Raw genomic sequence first — 16,740 nt, 5'->3', positions numbered from 1 at the left:
CTGTCGTCCTCCCCATCTGCGTGAACTGAGGTTTCCCGTGCGCCGTACCGCCGCTGCCAGCTCTTTCCTTGCCGCCCTGACGGGCCTTGGCCTTCTGCTCAGTGCGTGCAGCCCGCAGCAGTCCGGGACGCCCGCTTCCACGCAGGGGATCAACGTCGTGGCCTCGACGAATGTGTACGGCGACATTGCCAGGAGCATCGGTGGGGATAAGGTCAGCGTGACCGCGATCATCAACAACGCCGGCCAGGATCCGCATTCCTATCAGGCAACCGCCCAGGACCGCCTCACTGTTTCGAAGGCGCAGCTGGTCATCGAAAACGGCGGCGGCTACGACGACTTCCTTCATACCCTGGTGGAGAGCAGCAAGCTCGACGGCGGTTCGGTGCTGACCGCCGTCGAAGTCTCCGGCCTTGCCCACCCGGAGGAGGAGGCTTCCGCCTCGACCGGGCCGGCCGCCGAAGGCCCTGGCGGGCACGATCACGGCAACTTCAACGAGCACGTCTGGTACAGCCTGCCGGCCATGGAGCGGATGGCCGACAGTGTTGCGGCGAAGCTCGGCACGCTGGATCCCGGTTCTGCCGCCACGTTCACAGCCAACGCCGACGCCTTCAAGGCCTCCCTCTCAGACCTGCACGGCAAGCTGGAGGCCCGGAAAGGCGCGGCGGCCGGAGGACAGGTTGCGGTCACCGAACCCGTTCCCCTCTACCTGCTCGAAGATGCGGGCCTGAAGAACGCCACACCTGAGGCCTACACTGCCGCGATCGAGGAGGGCACTGACGTCCCGCCCGCCGCCATGAAGGAGGCCACAGACCTGGTGGCTTCCGGGACAGTGCGGCTGCTGGCCTACAACGCGCAGACCGAGGGCCCGCAGACGGAAGCGCTGAAGAAGGCTGCTGAAGCCGCCGGGGTTCCGGTGGTGGACTTCACCGAAACCCTGCCTGAGGGAAAGACCTACGTGCAGTGGATGACGGACAATGTGAACAACGTCAGCAAAATTCTGGAGTCAAACAGGTGAAATCCGTCGTCAGCCTCAGCGGGGCCTGCCTCAGGTTCGGTCAGCGCACGCTTTGGGAGGATCTGGACCTGGACATCAGGCCCGGTGAGTTCTTCGCCGTGCTGGGTCCCAACGGCAGCGGCAAAACCAGTTTCCTGAAGGTCCTCCTGGGCCTGCAGAAGCTGCACTCCGGACAAGCGTTCCTGGGCGGCCGGCCCGTGGAACGCGGCAGCAACCTGATCGGCTACATTCCACAACAGAAGTCGTTTCCGCAGGACACGCCCCTGCGTGCCCGCGATTTGGTGGCCCTGGGAGTCGACGGGCACCGGTGGGGCATCCGGTTGTCGGCCGGCAAGACAAACCGCAGGGTGGACCAGCTCCTGGAACTGGTGGGCGCCTCCGACTACGCCAAGGTCCCCGTTGGCCAGCTCTCCGGCGGGGAGCAACAGCGGCTCCGCGTGGCGCAGGCACTGGCAACTGATCCGCAGGTCCTGCTCTGCGATGAGCCGCTGTTGTCCCTTGACCTGCACCACCAGCAGGCAGTCAGCGCCCTGATCAACAAACAAAGCCGCGAACACAACAGCGCCGTTGTCTTCGTTACCCACGAAATCAACCCCATCATCGACTACGTGGACCGGGTCCTGTACCTGGCAGGGGGACGGTTCCGGGTGGGGACGCCGGAAGAGGTCATGACCACGGAAGTGCTCTCCGACCTCTACGGCACCCAGGTGGAGGTGATCCACGCCAACGGCCGGATCGTCGTCGTTGGCCTGCCCGATGCCACCACCCACCACCACGCCGAGGCTGACGCCCTGGCAGGGGAGGCAGCGTAATGGACGCCGACAGCATCCTCGGTGCCATCTTCAACTTCGACAACTACGGCGAACTGCTGGTCCTGGTCCAGAACTCAATCTGGGCGGGCGCCATCCTGGGGCTCCTTGGCGGCCTCGTGGGCACGTTCGTCATGAAGCGGGACCTCGCTTTCGCGGTCCACGGCATCTCCGAACTTTCCTTCGCCGGCGCCGCCTTCGCCCTGCTGGTCGGTGCGGACGTGGTTTTTGGCTCGCTCATAGGATCGGTGGCGGCAGCGCTGCTGCTGGGCCTGATGGGTGTCCGGGCCAGGGACAAGAACTCAACCATCGGCGTGATCATGCCGTTCGGCCTGGGACTCGGAATCCTGTTCCTGTCCCTGTACCAGGGCCGGGCCGCAAACAAGTTCGGGCTCCTCACCGGGCAAATCGTTTCCGTGGACACCGTCCAGCTCCAGGCCCTCGCCGGGACCGCTGTCGTGGTGATGCTGGTGCTGGTGGCCATCTGGCGGCCGCTCACCTTCGCCAGCGTGGATCCCGAACTCGCCGAGGCGCGGGGAGTCCCGGTCCGCACGCTGGCCCTCGTCTTCATGGTCCTCCTGGGCGTCAGTGTGGCCTTGTCCATCCAGGTGGTCGGCGCCCTGCTGGTGCTTGCGCTGCTGATTACGCCGGCGGCCGCGGCCCTGCGGGTCACGTCGTCGCCGGTTGCGGCGGTGGTCCTGAGCGTCGTTTTTGCTGTCACCGCAACGGTGGGCGGAATCCTGCTGGCACTGGGCGGACGGATCCCCATCAGCCCCTACGTCACCACGTTGTCGTTCCTGATCTACGTGGCCTGCCGCGCCATCAGCTCCGTGCGCGCCGCGCGCGGCATCAACGGGCGGGTCCTTACAGCTTCCCGGCAGCCTTAAGGGCGGTGCAGTCAGGGCACAGGCCGAAAATCTCCACGGTATGGTCCACCTCGGTAAACCCATGCTCGGCGGCCGTGCGCACCGCCCACGTTTCGACGGCGGGTGCCTCCACCTCCACTGCCTTTCCGCAGTTCCTGCACAGCAGGTGGTGGTGATGCGCGGTCACCGCACAGCGCCGGTACACGGCCTCGCCGTCGCCATTGCGCAGCACATCCACCAGTCCCTCATCGGCGAGTGACTGCAGGATCCGGTAGGCAGTGGCCAATGACACGGACACGCCCTGGTTCTGCAGGATGCGGTACAGCTCCTGCGTGCTGACGAAGTCGTCCAGGTGGTCCAGGGCCGCACTGACGGCCTTGCGCTGCTTGGTAACGCGCTGTTCCCTGCCGCCTCCTGCCGGGGATGGGGCGGCGGAATCAGCCTTGACGCCGATCGGCATGGACGAACTCGCTTCCGTGGGGGGCAAACACCAAGATTACCAGCCGGAGCTTCATGGGCCGGAGTGCAGGACAGGGTCCGTGGACAGGCTTCCGGGGCGGACCCTAGGCTGGCGCTATGAAGCTGACCAAGTACACCCACGCCTGTATCCGGCTCGAGAAGGAAGGCCGCATCCTGGTACTGGACCCCGGCACCTTCTCCGAATCAGCCGAGGCGCTGTCAGGGGCGCAGGCAGTCCTGGTAACCCACGAACACGCAGACCATCTTGACAGCAAGGCCGTGGTGGCCGCCCTCGAAGGAGATCCGGGCCTGGCGCTGTATGCCCCCGGGGGCGTGGCCGGGCAACTGCGCCGGGAAGCCGCCGCCGCGGCAGACCGCATCCATACGGTGGAACCCGGCCAATCCTTCCAGGCCGCCGGCTTCGACATCCGCAGCTTTGGCGGCCAGCACGCCCTGATCCACCCGCAGATCCCGGTGGTTGCCAACATCGGTTTCCTGGTGGACGGAAACGTGTACCACCCGGGGGACTCGTTCATCATCCCGGACGGAATCCAGGTCCAGACGCTCCTGGTCCCGCTGCACGCGCCGTGGAGCAAGTCCGCCGAGGTTGTTGACTTCGTCATCGGTGTGCGGGCGCCGCGCGCCTTCCAGATCCATGACGGCCTGCTCAACGACAACGGCCTGGGCATCGTTGAAGGCCATGTCAAGCGGATCGGCGCCAAGTACGGCACCGAATACAGGCACCTGGCCGCCCGCGAGTCCGTGGAGGTTTAGGCCGGCGCGCCGGTCCACTCCCCGGTGTCCAGGAAGCGCGAAATCACGGCCTCGTAGGGCGCCGGATCCAGCCCCTGGGAAGCCAGCCAGTCCTGGTTCCAGTAGTTGCCCGCATACCGTTCGCCGCCGTCGCACATCAACGACACGATGCTGCCCTTGCGGCCCTCGGACAGCATCTGGGCCACCGTCTGCCAGACTCCCCACAGGTTGGTTCCGGTGGAGGGACCTGCATGCAGGCCGGCGAATGAGTTCAGGTGCCGCATTGCTGCCACCGAGGCGGCATCCGGCACCTGGACCATCCGGTCGATCACCGTAAGGATGAAGCTCGGCTCCATCCGGGCCCGGCCAATGCCTTCGATGCGCGAGGGCAGGCCGGTGGGCCGTCCGGCTGCTTCCCCCAGCCAGCCTGGATAGAAGGCCGAGTTCTCCGGGTCCACCACCAGCAACCGTGTGGGATGGCTGTGGTAGCGCAGATACCGGCCGATCGTGGCGCTGGTTCCGCCCGTACCGGCGCCAACCACGATCCACTCCGGCACCGGATGCGGCTCCAGGCTGAGCTGCCCGAAGATCGATTCGGCGATGTTGTTGTTCCCGCGCCAGTCGGTGGCCCGCTCCGCGAACGTGAACTGGTCCATGTAATGCCCGTTGCAGGTGGCGGCTACTTCTTCGGCTGTCGAATACACATCCGTGGCGTTCTCCACCAGCAGGCAGGAGCCGCCGAACTTTTCGATCAGCGCGATCTTTTCCGGGCTGGTGGTGCGGGCCATCACGGCGACAAAGGGCAAACCCAGCAACTGGGCGAAGTAGGCCTCCGAGACCGCGGTGCTGCCGCTTGAGGCCTCCACGATGGTGGTGTCCGCCCGGATCCAGCCGTTGACCAGCCCGAACAGGAACAGGGACCTGGCCAGCCGGTGCTTCAGGCTGCCGGAGCGGTGCGTGGACTCGTCCTTGAGGTACAGCTGGATGCCCCACTGTTCCGGCAGCGGCACGGAGTACAGGTGCGTGTCCGCGGAACGGTTGTTTTCGGCGGTGATGGTGCGGATGGCCTGGTCGGCCCAGTCCCGGTCCGTTCCGCCATCGTTCCTGCCGGTGCTGCCCTCGATCGTCACCAGTCCAGCCTACCCGCGGGCCGGGAACTCCCCGTCTAGAGTGGGACCGGCGGCCGTCCAGGCAGGATATCCCGCGTCCGCCGTCAGCACGCTGCAGAAGGAGCACCGATGAAACCGTTGATGGACGTTGCCGCCCTCCAGGCCAGGCTCGGCGCCGGGCGCCGGACGGTGCTGCTGGACGTGCGCTGGGTCCTGGGCGATCCGCACGGCCACGAACACTATCTCGCAGGGCACCTGCCGGGTGCCGTCTTCGTGGACCTGGCCTCCGAGCTGTCCGACCCGGCGGTTCCGGACCGGGGACGGCACCCCCTGCCCTCCTCCGGACAGTTCCAGGAGTCGGCCCGGCGCTGGGGCATCAAGAAGGGCGACGTCGTGGTCGCCTACGATGACAGCGCGAACATGGCGGCCGCAAGGGTGTGGTGGATGCTCCGCGATGCCGGCCTCAATGAGGTGTACCTGCTCGACGGCGGCCTGGCCGCCTGGCGTGCCGCCGGCCTGCCCCTCGAACCGGGCCCGGTCCATCCCGCGCGCGGCGACGTGGAGCTGGGCAGCGGGCAGATGCCAGTGGTCGACGCCGGTGCTGCCGCAGCCTGGCCGAGGGATGGGCTGCTGTTCGATGCCAGGGCAGGGGAGAGGTACCGGGGCGAGGTCGAACCGGTTGATCCCCGTGCCGGACACATTCCGGGAGCGGTGAGCGCCCCCACCACCGGGAACGTGGACGACGCCGGGCGGTTCCTGCCGCGGGAAGAGCTGCGGCGGAGGTTTGAATCCCTTGGCGTGGTGGCAGGCCTCCCGGTGGCCGTCTATTGCGGGTCCGGCGTCACGGCCGCCCACGAGGTGGCTGCACTGGAACTCGCCGGGTTTCCGGCAGCCCTGTACCCAGGCTCCTTTTCGGAGTGGTCCAACCGGCCCGGGCTGCCGGTGGCCGTGGGTCCGGAACCCGGGGGCGGCGGAACGGAGGCCCGGGAGGGCGGAAGGCCGGCTGGAAACTCCGCAGGCGGCGGGGGTAGCGTCGCACTATGACACCAGGACGCCCGGTACCACCGCCCCTAGCAAAACCCATAGATCCAGCCCAACCCAACGACCCCTCCAACCCTCTGGATCCCGTATCTGATGCTGCCCCCGCCGCTGAAGCCGGGTCGCTTGCCGGCGCCTGGGGTGCGGTCTCCCGGGAGAGCGGACTGGTGCCGCTGACCGTGGCCCGGCGCGCGCCCAAGCCGGACGACGTGGAGATCGCCATCGAGTTCTGCGGGCTCTGCCACTCCGACGTGCACGCAACCCGCGGAGAATGGGGCGGCCAGGCGTACCCCCTGGTTCCCGGCCACGAAATCGTGGGAACCGTCAGCAGGATCGGCGCGGACGTTACCGACTTCGCCATAGGCGACCGGGTGGGCGTGGGCTGCATGGTGGACTCCTGCCGCGAGTGCGACAGTTGCCTTGACGGCCTTGAGCAGTACTGCGAAAACGGGATGACCGGCACTTACGGTGCCAAGGACCGGCGGAACGGTGACGCAATCACCCAGGGCGGGTATTCCTCGTCCATCGTGGTGGACCGCCGGTACGTCCTGCGTGTCCCGGCGTCGCTGGACCCGGCCGCCGTCGCGCCCCTGCTGTGCGCCGGCGTCACCACGTTCTCCCCGTTGCGGCACTTCGACGTCGGGGAAGGGGACGTGGTGGGCGTCGTCGGGCTGGGCGGGCTCGGCCACATGGCCGTCAAGCTTGCAAAGGCGATGGGGGCGAAGGTGGTGGTATTCACCACGTCAAAGTCCAAGGTGGCGGCCGCGCTGGAGCTTGGCGCGGACGAGGTTGTCCTGTCCCGGGACGGGGAGGCGATGGCGGCCGCGGACCGCACGGTGGACCTCATCATCGATACCGTTGCCGCCCCGCACGACCTGAACCCCTTCTTCCGCACCCTGCGCGTGGACGGGGCATTGTTCCAGCTGGGACTGCCCTCCGAGGCGATGCCGCCGGTCAACCCGGGTGCTCTGATCCGGCGCCGGATCGCCTATGCAGGGTCCTTGATCGGCGGGATTGCCGAGACCCAGGAGATGCTGGATTTCTGCGCTGAACACGGCGTGGTGGCCGACATTGAGATGGTGACCGCTGCCCAGCTGAATGAAGCTTACGACCGGATGGTCGCAGGAGACGTTAAGTACCGGTTCGTGCTGGATACCGGCACGCTGCAGGCAGCCGCTGAGGAGACAGACGCATGAGCACACTGTTCACGAAGATCATCAAGGGTGAGATCCCCGGCCGGTTTGTGTGGCGGGAGGACGACGTTTCGGCGTTCCTGACCACCGGCCCGCTCGCGGACGGCCACACGCTGGTGGTTCCCACCGAAGAAGTGGACCGCTGGACGGACGCGTCGCCGGAAACACTGGCCAAGGTCATGGAAGTGGCACGGCGCGTCGGTGCCGTCCAGGTGGACATTTTCGGGGCACGCCGGGCGGGCCTTATCGTGGCGGGCTACGAAATCAACCACCTGCACGTCCACGTGTGGCCATCGCAAAGCATGGCCGACTTCGACTTCGGATCGGCGGACCAGAACCCGGACCCCGCAGTCCTCGACGCCAACGCGGAGAAACTGCGCGACGGCCTCCGGGCCGCCGGGTACGGGGAGTTCGTGCCCGGCAGGTAGGACGCGGGGAAGGCTGGCAGGGAGATCAGTCCCGGCGCGGCGTCATCGCCACCATGCCCGCATGGGTGAAGCCGCCGCCGAAGCCGAAAAGCAGTGCGGGGACGTCCGCCGGGATCCTTCCGGAGTGCCACCATTTGCTCAGCCCCAGCGGCACGCTGGCAGCGGACGTGTTCCCGGACTCGGTGACGTCGGTGATGACAATCCGGTCCGACAGCCCCAGGGCCTCGGCCAGCGGTTCGATGATGCGGAGGTTGGCCTGGTGCGCGGCAAGGACCTGGATGTCGTCCATTGCCAGCCCCGCCCTGGCCACCGTCTCGCGGGCACGCTCCGGCGCTTTGGTCAGGGCCCACCGCAGCACCTCGCGGCCGTTCTGCGAAAACCTGCCCGACGGCGGGGAGATCCGGACAGCATCGGCCATGCCGCCCTCGGACCCCCACACCACCGGGCCAATGCGGGGCGTCTCCGACGGACGCACGACGGCGGCGCCGGCGCCGTCCGCGGTGAGCACCGCCGTCGCGCGGTCCGTCCAGTCGGTCACGGCTGAGAGGGTTTCCGCGCCAACGACGATCGCGTGGGAGGCGCTGCCGCTGCGGATGGCCTGGTCGGCCACGCCGAGGGCGTACTCAAAGCCCGAACAGGCCGTATTGACGTCCATGATGGCCGGTCCCCGGCCGTCCCGTCCCAGGCCCAGCGCCTCGGCCACCCGGCCCGCGGTGTTGGGGGAACGTTCGGCGGCCGTGGTGGTGGCCACCACCACGAGGTCGACGTCCGCGGCCGCGACGCCCGAATCGGCCAGGGCCATCCGTGCCGCCGGAACCGCGAGGTCCACCACTGTCTCGCCCTCGCCGGCGATGTGCCTTGTGACGATGCCGGTGCGCTGGCGGATCCACTCGTCGTTGGTGTCCATCATGCCCTCGAGCTCATGGTTGTCCATGATGCGCGCGGGCTGGGCGTGGCCGAGCCCTGCAATCTCTGTCCCTGCCGGGCCCTGGGCAAGCGTGAGCTTCATTGGATTCCTCTCCTTGGTGGCTGGCCGCCGCTAGGCGGGGGCCAGTGCTTTGTTGAGCACGGCGCGGATCCGCTTCTCAGACACTGAATACGCGGTGCCGAGCTCGACGGCGAACAGGCTTACCCGAAGTTCCTCGATCATCCAGCGCACCTGGGTTAACTCGCGTCCTGCCCGCCGTCCCGGCAGCAGCGCCGAGACGGCATCGTCGTAGTCGTCCTCAAGCCGCTGGACGACAGCCATGTTAAGGGCGTCGCGCTGGACGTTGCCGGGCAGCCGCTCCAGCCGCTTCTCGATGGCCGCCAGGTACCGGGGCATCTGGCTGAGCTGTGCGTAGCCCGTGCGTGCCACAAAACCGGGATACACCAGTTGTTCCAGTTGGCTCTTGACGTCGTTGAGCGCGCTGATCAGGGCCAGGCTGGTGGTGCCCTTGAGCTGCTTCTCGATCCGGCGGGTGCTGGCCAGGATGCGCTCCACCACGGCGGTGACCGTGAAGACGGTGTCGATCAGTTCGGCACGCACCAGCTCATACAGCTGGTCAAAGGCCTTCCGGTCCCAGGGAAGGTCCGCGGGCGTGAGCTTGTCGATGGCCGCCAGCGCGCAGTCCGCGATGAGGGCGGATACCGAGCCGTGCGGGTTCTGGCTGAAGGTCAGCTTTTCCGTGTTGCTCAGGTGCTCCAGGACGTAGCGGTCCGGCGCCGGAACCCGCAGGGCAAGCAGGCGGATCACGCCGCCGCGCATCGCGTCGAGCTGTTCCTCCTGCGTCTGGAAGACCCGCAGCGACACTGAGGTTCCCTGGTCCACCAGGGCCGGGTACCCGGTGACGGTGTGGCCTTTGACCATGCTGCTCACCTGGCGTTCGATGGTGCCGAAACTCCATTCCGTCAGGCCTTCCTGCTCCACGAACCCGGCCGCGGCGGAGGTTCCCGGCACCCCGGCAGCCTGCGGGCGTGTGGCTGCTCCGGCGTCGGACGCCTTGCCGTTCCTGCGCTGCTGGGCCTTGCCGCCGGCGCCGGGCGCAGTGGAGGCCGGTGTGGCGCCGAGCGAGTCTGCAATCGCGCGCCGGGTGGCAGGAGCCAGCCTCTCCTGCAGTTCGGCCAGGTCCTTTCCTTCGCCCAGCACCTTGCCGCCGCTGTCCACCACCTTGAAACTCACGCGCAGGTGCGCAGGCACGGCGTCCCAGTTCCAGGAACCGGGCGGGATGATGGCGCCGCGAATCCGCCGCAGCGCGAGTTCCAGCGACGGCTCCAGCTCATCCCGGGCAGGATCGAAGTCCGCTTCGAGGACCGCCACCGCCTGCCGGGCAACATCGGGGGCAGGAACGAAGTTCTTGCGGACCTGCTTGGGCAGCGACTTGATCAACGCGGTCACCAGCTCCACGCGCTGGCCGGGGATCAGCCAGCGGAACGGGGCATCGTCCAGCTGGTTGAGGAACAGGACGGGAACTTCGGCCGTGACGCCGTCGGACGGGTTGGGCGGTGAACCAGGAGCCACGGGGTGGAACTCGTACGTCAGCGGAAGCTCGAAGCCCTTGTGCAACCAGGTCTTGGGGTAGGCCGATTCATCCAGGTCATCGGCGTCGTCACTGAGGAGCAGCGATTTGTCGTAGTCCAGGAGGTCCGGGTTCTCCCGGCGGGCATCCTTCCACCATTTATCGAAGTGCCGTTCGGAAACCACGTCGGGGCCGATCCTGGCGTCATAGAACTCGAACAGCGTCTCGTCATCCACCAACAGGTCGCGGCGGCGCATGCGTGCCTCGAGTTCCTCCACCTCATGCAGGAGCGCCCGGTTGCGGTGGAAGAACTTGTGGTGGGTCTTCCAGTCACCCTCCACCAGGGCATGCCGGATGAACAGCTCCCGGGCCACGACCGGATCCACCCTGCCGTAGTTAATCCGCCGCTGGGCAATGATGGGAACGCCATAAAGGGTGACCTTTTCGTAGGCCATGACCGCGCCTTGCCGCGTGGACCAGTGCGGTTCACTGTAGGTGCGCTTCACCAGGTCCGGTGCCACCTGCTCGGCCCACAGGGGATCGAATTTGGCCGCCACCCTGGCCCACAGGCGGCTGGTTTCCACCAGCTCCGCTGCCATGACGAACGTGGGGGACTTCTTGAACAGCGCGGATCCGGGGAAGATCGCGAACCGGCTGCCGCGGGCACCTGCATACTCGCGCTTGCGCTCATCCAGGATTCCGATGTGGCTCAGGAGCCCGGACAGCAGGCTGATGTGGATCCCGTCATGGTTGCCCACGGGATCGGCCAGGCGCTTGTTGTCCAGGGCGATCCCCAGCGGCCGCGCAAGCTGGCGCAACTGCGCGAAGAGGTCCTGCCACTCGCGAACCCGCAGGTAGTTGATGAATTCGGCCCGGCACAACCGGCGGAAGGCCGACGAGGACAGTTCCTGCTGTTTCTCCTGCAGGTAGTTCCAGAGGTTGAGGTAGCCGGTGAAGTCCGAGTTTTCGTCCCGGAAGCGGTTGTGCTTTTCCGCGGCCAGCTGCTGCTTGTCTGTGGGCCGTTCGCGGGGGTCCTGAATGGTCAGCGCGGCCGCCAGGACCATGACTTCGCGGACGCAGCCGCGTTTTCCGGCCTCCACGATCATTCGGCCCAGGCGGGGATCGACGGGCAGCTGGGCGAGTTTCTGTCCGACGGCGGTGAGGCCGCCGCCTGCCCCGGGCTTACCGCCGTTGTCTTGCGGGCGTGGGGGAGCCAGGGCGCCGAGCTCGCGAAGGAGGGTAACGCCATCGTTGATGGCCCGCGTTTCCGGCGGCTCGACAAAGGGGAACTCCTCAACGTCCTTGGGGCCCTTTGCCACGCCCATGGCGGTCATCTGGAGGATGACGGCGGCGAGGTTGGTGCGCAGGATCTCCGGATCCGTGAACCGGGGCCGGGACTCGTAGTCCTCCTCCGAGTAGAGCCGGATGGCGATGCCGTCAGACACCCGGCCGCAGCGGCCGGAGCGCTGGTTGGCCGATGCCTGCGAGACGCGTTCGATGGGCAGGCGCTGGACCTTGGTGCGGTGCGAATACCGGGAGATGCGGGCCGTGCCCGTGTCGATGACGTACTTGATGCCCGGCACCGTGAGTGACGTTTCCGCCACGTTGGTGGCAAGCACGATCCGGCGCTTGCTGCCGGGGTGGAACACCTTGTGCTGCTCCTGCAGGCTCAGGCGCGCGAACAGGGGAAGGATCTCGGTGTTGGACAGCCTTCGGTTGGACTGGATCCGGGCCTGGAGTGCGTCCGCGGCGTCGCGGATCTCCCGCTCGCCGGAGAAGAAGACCAGGATGTCACCGGGCGCCTCCGCCGCGAGCTCGTCCACCGCATCGCAGACGGCATCCAGGGGATCGCGGTCCTCCTCGAGTTCATCGTCCGAGGGGTCGTCGTCGTCGGCCTTGGGCTGGGACAGCGGCCGGTAGCGGATTTCCACCGGATAGGTCCGGCCGGAGACTTCGACGATGGGAGCGGGTTGTTCCGGGGTCCCGAAGTGGTGGGCGAACCGTTCCGGGTCGATGGTGGCCGAGGTGATGATCACCTTCAGGTCCGGCCGCTGCGGCAGGATCCGCTTGAGGTAGCCCAGGATGAAGTCGATGTTGAGGCTTCGTTCGTGTGCCTCGTCAATGATGATGGTGCTGTACCTGCGCAGCAGTCTGTCCCGCTGGATCTCGGCAAGCAGGATGCCGTCGGTCATCAGCTTGACCTTGGTTGCCTTGCTTACCTCACCGGTGAAACGGACCTGGAAGCCCACCTCCTGGCCGATGTCCACGCCAAGCTCTTCCGCAATGCGCTCGGCCACGGTCCGGGCTGCCAGCCGCCGGGGCTGCGTGTGGCCGATCAGTCCCTTCTCGCCCAGGCCAAGTTCCAGGCACATCTTGGGGATCTGGGTGGTCTTTCCGGAGCCGGTCTCGCCGGCGATGATGGTCACCTGGTTGGCCGCGATCGCGGCCATCAAGTCCTCGCGGCGCTCGGAAACCGGCAGCTCGGCGGGATAGGAGATATGAAAAGTCATGGCTGCAGACAGTCTACTGCGGGAGCCCCGGCTTCCCGTTTGTACTGCCGGCAGGTGTCCGGCGCCTTTGGTTCTGCCCTAGAAAACGCGGAGCGTGTAGTTGATGCTTGGGAGGTCCAGGGCGGACCAGGCTTCGTGGGATTCAGCAGGAGGCGTGTGCCCCCGGCCATCACGCAAAAGCGCTGAAATGGTTGCTGCGGCCACGAGGAGGATCAGGAGGATGAGGAGGCTTATGAGGATTTCCATGCCTCCATGCTTCTCCATCCTGCAACAGGGAAAAAGTGGCAGAAATGCCCAAAAAGACATAATTCCTGCCACAATGGAAGCATGCTCAAATCAGTGGCCGTCATCGTGGTTCCCAACTTCTCGATGTTCGAGTTCGGCACTGCCTGCGAGGTATTCGGCATCGACAGATCCGGCCGGGGGAGCGGCGTCCCGGCCTTCGACTTCCGCGTCTGCACGCCGGAGCCTGGCGACGTCCGGTTGAAGTCAGGCCTGACCCTCAACGTGGGCCTGGGACTTGAAGCCACCGAAGATGCGGACCTGGTCATCATGGCCCCCTACGGGAGGGGCGACGAGTTGCATGAATCCGTAGTCGAGGCGCTGAGGGCTGCTGATGCAAGGGGGGCCTGGGTGATGTCCATCTGCTCGGGCGCTTTTGCCTTGGCCCGCGCCGGCTTGCTGGATGGGCGCCGCTGCACCACGCACTGGCACTACTCCGGCCAACTGGCTGCCGAAAATCCCGGCGTGCAGGTGGACGAAAACGTACTCTACGTGCAGGATTGCAACATCATTACGTCCGCAGGGACCGCCGCCGGGATCGATGCCTGCCTCCACCTTGTGCGGGTCGAACTCGGGGCCAAGGTGGCTGCCGCGATCGCCAGGGACATGGTGGTTCCTCCGCACCGCGACGGCGGCCAGGCGCAGTTCATTGACCGGCCAATGCCGGCCTGCGGCTCAGCTCCCATGGAGGAGCTGCTGCGCTGGATGGTGGAGAACCTGGACCGCGAGCACACGGTAAGCGAACTGGCGGCACGCGTGCACCTGTCGGCCAGGACGTTCGCCCGGCGCTTCCGGTCCGAGACCGGAGCGACGCCTGCCGCCTGGCTCAATTCACAGCGGGTGCTCCGGGCCCAGGAACTCCTTGAGTCCACGGACCTGAACATCGAAGAAATCGCCAGGGAGTCCGGCTTCGGGCACCCTGTCCTGCTGCGGCACCACTTCGCCAAGGTCCTGGACACCAGCCCGCAGTCATACCGCCGCGCTTTCCGCGGCCAACTGGCTGTGGCGGGGTAGCACCCTTTGCACTAGCCCGGGGCGGGCTCGTCGCGGCGTTCCTGGGCGCGGAGTTCCTCGGCCGCTTCCCGTGCGCTGTCCACAAGAATCCGCCAGGGTCCGGTGACGGCCTGCTCGGGAAGTGCTGCCCTGCGTTGCCCTGCCCGGATCGAGTAGATGAACCTGTCCGGTTGGGCTTCCGCAAATTGCTCGGCAGCTGCCCTTGGCGTCTTGGGTACCGAATCCCACGGGCAGGCCTCGACCAGGGGCTGCCATTGGCTGAGGTCGCTGTCCGATTGCGCATCGACCGTCCACACCCGCGTAACCGCAGCTATCCCGCCGCTCCGTTCCACCTTGATCTTCATGGCCTGGCCCCTGGGCTTCCCTGTGGCCCGGCGGCCAGTGACGGTCAGCCGGGGTGGTTAAACCTTGACCTTCACAGTTTCCCACGCCCCCGTTACGGCGTCATGCTCTTTGGACCCCGAACCGAACAGGTCTGCGGCGGCCCGTGCCGTGGCGCGGGCAAAGACGGTGAAGGTTGCGGCCGGCGGCATCGAACCGCTGGTAAGGGTCTCGTACCAGATGCGGCCGGGCGCCTCCCAGGCATTGCCGCCCAGGGCGTCCGCCACCAGGTAGAACGCGCGGTTGGGGATGCCGGAGTTGATGTGGACACCGCCGTTGTCTGCGCTGGTCCGGACATACGAGTCCATGGAGTCGGGTTGCGGGTCCTTGCCCAGCACGTCGTCGTCGTACGCCGTTCCGGGCGCCTTCATGGACCGAAGGGCCTGCCCCTGGACCTTGGATGTAAAGAGGCCTTCACCGATCAGCCAGCTGGCCTGGGCGGCGGACTGGTTCTTGACGTACTGCTCAACGAGGGCGCCGAAGACATCTGACATCGACTCATTAAGGGCGCCCGCCTGGTTCCGGTACGCAAGCCCGGCCGAGTACTGGGTGACCCCGTGCGCCAGTTCGTGTCCGATAACGCTGAGGGACCTGGTGAACCGGTCAAAGACGTCGCCGTCGCCGTCACCGAACACCATCTGGGAGCCGTTCCAGAAAGCGTTGTCGTACAGGTTGCCGAAGTGCACCGTGGCATCGAGCTTCATGCCGCGTCCGTCAACCGAATCCCGGCCGAAGGCGTCGGCATACAGCCGGTGCGTGTGACCCAGGCCGTCGTAGGCTTCATCGGTGGCGGCGTCGCCGGTGGCGCGCCCGCCTTCTTCCCGGACCAGCCTGCCCGGGAGCGTTTCTTCGCCGCCGGCATCGTAGATGGTGCGGTCCACCGGGCCCGGCTTGACCTGGCGCAGCCCGGACGGGAGGACCGGGACGGCCTGTGCACGTGCTGCCTGGAATGATTCGATGTGGCCAAGGGCCTTCCGGGCCGCGCTTGCCGCCGAAGAGAATCCCGGTGCGTCCTGTTGGGCCAGCCGGCGCAACAGGTAGGGCGGAACGATGGAACAGAACTGAACTTGCATGGCGTACTCCCTCAGCTAGGTGGTTTCAGCCTAAGAGGAGCCTCCGACAATTGACTGCAGGCGGCCGCCGCGAATTCGGTTGCCTTCCGGGTGCTGCAGCAGGCCCGGATGGGTACGGTAGGCGCATGGCTGACACCGAAAAGCGCAACAAGCCCGGCTCCACCCTCCTCACGGTCATCATCGCGTTCGTAGCCAATACGCTCGTGGCAGTGGCGAAGTCGGTGGCCGCAGTCCTTTCGGGCTCGGCCTCCATGGCAGCGGAGGCAGCCCACTCCTGGGCGGACACAGGAAACCAGGTGTTCCTGTTCTTCGCCGAGCGCCGTTCAGGCAGGCCCAGGGACAAGAGCCATCCCATGGGCTACGGCCGTGAAGCCTACGTGTGGTCCATGTTCGCCGCGTTCGGACTCTTTACCGCCGGCGCGGTGGTGTCCATCATGCATGGCATCCAGGAGATCATCGAGCCGGAGCCGGCCGCAGATTTCATGGTGGCCTATGTGGTCCTGGCGGTGTCTTTCGTCTTCGAAGGCATCTCCTTTGTCCAGGCTTTCCGGCAGACCAGGAAGGCGGCCCATGAGCTGGACCGGCACACGCTGGAGCAGGTGCTCATCAGCTCCGATCCCACCCTGCGCGCCGTCTTCGCCGAGGACGCTGCCGCGCTGATCGGCCTTGTCATAGCCTTCGTGGGCGTGTTCCTGCACCAGGTCACCGGATCGCCGTTGCCCGATGCAATCGGTTCGATCGCGGTCGGCGTGCTGCTGGCCGTCGTCGCCGTCGTCCTGATCGACCGCAACAGGCGCTTCCTGGTGGGCCAGGGCGTCACCCCCGACATTGAACGGTCCATGGCGCAACGGGTGCTGGCGCACCCCGAGATCGCGCGGCTCACGTACCTGCACCTGGAATTCGTCGGTCCCCGCAAGCTGTACCTGGTTGCGGCCGTGGACCTGCAGGGGGACCATCCCGAACATGAGGTGGCGGTGGTCCTGCGCCGGATCGAGCGTGAGCTGGAAGACCATGAAACTGTCGAGGAAGCCGTGCTGACCCTGGCCACGCTTGACGAGGTTGCCCTGCATTTCTGATCCTGCGGCTTCCGCAGCGCAGCAGGAAAGGCCGGAAAACGAAAGAACCCCCGCCGCTTCAGTGAAGCGGCGGGGGTTTTCTGTGCCCTCGATAGGATTCGAACCTACGACCTTCTGCTCCGGAGGCAGACGCTCTATCCCCTGAGCTACGAGGGCAATCCGTATTCCCTGCCGTTCCCGGCGGGACGTCCTAGAGCTTAGCAGGAAGGTGGCCCGCAAGGGAAAACCGACACCAC

The 16,740-nt window shown here is 66.6% G+C and carries 16 protein-coding genes and 1 tRNA gene; 9 read left to right on the top strand and 8 right to left on the bottom strand.

The window, feature by feature from the left end:
- Positions 1-37 precede the first annotated feature (37 nt).
- The 3 genes from ASG79_RS01875 to ASG79_RS01865 are packed head-to-tail and all read left to right on the top strand — an operon-like array spanning position 38 to position 2,711.
- Positions 38-1,015, top strand: coding sequence for a metal ABC transporter solute-binding protein, Zn/Mn family (locus ASG79_RS01875; RefSeq protein WP_056388029.1), 978 nt, complete (start codon positions 38-40; stop codon positions 1,013-1,015).
- Positions 1,012-1,827 carry a metal ABC transporter ATP-binding protein gene (locus ASG79_RS01870; protein WP_056388027.1) on the top strand — a complete coding sequence of 272 codons (816 nt, stop codon included), beginning with the start codon at positions 1,012-1,014 and terminating at the stop codon, positions 1,825-1,827. The genes ASG79_RS01875 and ASG79_RS01870 overlap by 4 nt, the downstream gene beginning before the upstream one ends.
- Positions 1,827-2,711 carry a metal ABC transporter permease gene (locus ASG79_RS01865; RefSeq protein ID WP_056388024.1) on the top strand — a complete coding sequence of 295 codons (885 nt, stop codon included), beginning with the start codon at positions 1,827-1,829 and terminating at the stop codon, positions 2,709-2,711. Before ASG79_RS01870 ends, ASG79_RS01865 begins: the two co-directional genes overlap by 1 nt.
- On the opposite strand, the gene ASG79_RS01860 is transcribed toward ASG79_RS01865, so the two are convergent.
- On the bottom strand, positions 2,689-3,150 hold the full coding sequence (locus ASG79_RS01860; RefSeq protein ID WP_018768436.1) for a Fur family transcriptional regulator: 462 nt from the start codon (positions 3,148-3,150) through the stop codon (positions 2,689-2,691). The genes ASG79_RS01865 and ASG79_RS01860 overlap by 23 nt on opposite strands.
- 116 nt (positions 3,151-3,266) lie before the next feature.
- Between ASG79_RS01860 and ASG79_RS01855 the strand changes: the two genes are divergently transcribed.
- Complete coding sequence (locus ASG79_RS01855; protein ID WP_018768435.1) at positions 3,267-3,923, top strand: MBL fold metallo-hydrolase; 657 nt, start codon at positions 3,267-3,269, stop codon at positions 3,921-3,923.
- Here the strand turns inward: ASG79_RS01855 and ASG79_RS01850 are convergent.
- Positions 3,920-5,032 (bottom strand): PLP-dependent cysteine synthase family protein, encoded by a 1,113-nt coding sequence (locus ASG79_RS01850; protein ID WP_056388023.1) that lies wholly within the window; start codon positions 5,030-5,032, stop codon positions 3,920-3,922. The genes ASG79_RS01855 and ASG79_RS01850 overlap by 4 nt on opposite strands.
- 108 nt (positions 5,033-5,140) lie before the next feature.
- Here ASG79_RS01850 and ASG79_RS01845 point away from each other — a divergent pair, with 108 nt between their 5' ends.
- Genes ASG79_RS01845 through ASG79_RS01835 form a run of 3 tightly spaced genes read left to right on the top strand, consistent with a single transcriptional unit; the run spans position 5,141 to position 7,670 of the window.
- Positions 5,141-6,055, top strand: coding sequence for a sulfurtransferase (locus ASG79_RS01845; RefSeq protein ID WP_056388021.1), 915 nt, complete (start codon positions 5,141-5,143; stop codon positions 6,053-6,055).
- Entirely contained in the window at positions 6,052-7,245 is a 1,194-nt protein-coding gene (locus ASG79_RS01840) for an NAD(P)-dependent alcohol dehydrogenase (RefSeq protein WP_082581634.1), read from the top strand. Before ASG79_RS01845 ends, ASG79_RS01840 begins: the two co-directional genes overlap by 4 nt.
- On the top strand, positions 7,242-7,670 hold the full coding sequence (locus ASG79_RS01835) for an HIT family protein (protein ID WP_056388019.1): 429 nt from the start codon (positions 7,242-7,244) through the stop codon (positions 7,668-7,670). The genes ASG79_RS01840 and ASG79_RS01835 overlap by 4 nt, the downstream gene beginning before the upstream one ends.
- A 25-nt stretch (positions 7,671-7,695) precedes the next feature.
- Here ASG79_RS01835 and ASG79_RS01830 read toward each other — a convergent pair whose 3' ends face one another.
- From ASG79_RS01830 to ASG79_RS23780, 3 genes are all read right to left on the bottom strand, one after another.
- Positions 7,696-8,679 (bottom strand): beta-ketoacyl-ACP synthase III, encoded by a 984-nt coding sequence (locus tag ASG79_RS01830; RefSeq protein WP_056388018.1) that lies wholly within the window; start codon positions 8,677-8,679, stop codon positions 7,696-7,698.
- 30 nt (positions 8,680-8,709) lie between these two features.
- Positions 8,710-12,678: an ATP-dependent RNA helicase HrpA gene (gene hrpA, locus ASG79_RS01825; RefSeq protein ID WP_056388017.1), complete on the bottom strand. Its 3,969-nt coding sequence runs from the start codon at positions 12,676-12,678 to the stop codon at positions 8,710-8,712.
- Positions 12,679-12,756: 78 nt separating this feature from the next.
- Entirely contained in the window at positions 12,757-12,924 is a 168-nt protein-coding gene (locus tag ASG79_RS23780; protein WP_166673023.1) for a hypothetical protein, read from the bottom strand.
- Positions 12,925-13,005: 81 nt separating this feature from the next.
- Here ASG79_RS23780 and ASG79_RS01820 point away from each other — a divergent pair, with 81 nt between their 5' ends.
- Entirely contained in the window at positions 13,006-13,974 is a 969-nt protein-coding gene (locus tag ASG79_RS01820; RefSeq protein WP_056388016.1) for a GlxA family transcriptional regulator, read from the top strand.
- Between the two features lie 11 nt (positions 13,975-13,985).
- Here ASG79_RS01820 and ASG79_RS01815 read toward each other — a convergent pair whose 3' ends face one another.
- Both ASG79_RS01815 and ASG79_RS01810 read right to left on the bottom strand, forming a co-directional pair.
- The gene (locus tag ASG79_RS01815) at positions 13,986-14,318 is read right to left on the bottom strand and encodes a protealysin inhibitor emfourin (RefSeq protein WP_056388014.1); all 333 of its coding nucleotides are present in this window, start codon (positions 14,316-14,318) and stop codon (positions 13,986-13,988) included.
- A gap of 57 nt (positions 14,319-14,375) precedes the next feature.
- Entirely contained in the window at positions 14,376-15,428 is a 1,053-nt protein-coding gene (locus ASG79_RS01810; RefSeq protein WP_056388012.1) for a M4 family metallopeptidase, read from the bottom strand.
- Between the two features lie 125 nt (positions 15,429-15,553).
- Between ASG79_RS01810 and ASG79_RS01805 the strand changes: the two genes are divergently transcribed.
- A complete protein-coding gene (locus tag ASG79_RS01805; protein WP_056388010.1) occupies positions 15,554-16,504 on the top strand; it encodes a cation diffusion facilitator family transporter in 951 nt (316 codons plus the stop codon).
- A gap of 83 nt (positions 16,505-16,587) precedes the next feature.
- Here the strand turns inward: ASG79_RS01805 and ASG79_RS01800 are convergent.
- Positions 16,588-16,660, bottom strand: a tRNA-Arg gene (locus ASG79_RS01800).
- Between the last annotated feature and the right edge of the window lie 80 nt (positions 16,661-16,740).

Origin of the sequence: Arthrobacter sp. Soil761 (assembly GCF_001428325.1) — a bacterium.
In the GTDB taxonomy this organism is placed as follows: domain Bacteria; phylum Actinomycetota; class Actinomycetes; order Actinomycetales; family Micrococcaceae; genus Arthrobacter.
Note: the sequence above shows the minus strand (reverse complement) of the source record. Positions and strands in the feature narration are given on the sequence as shown.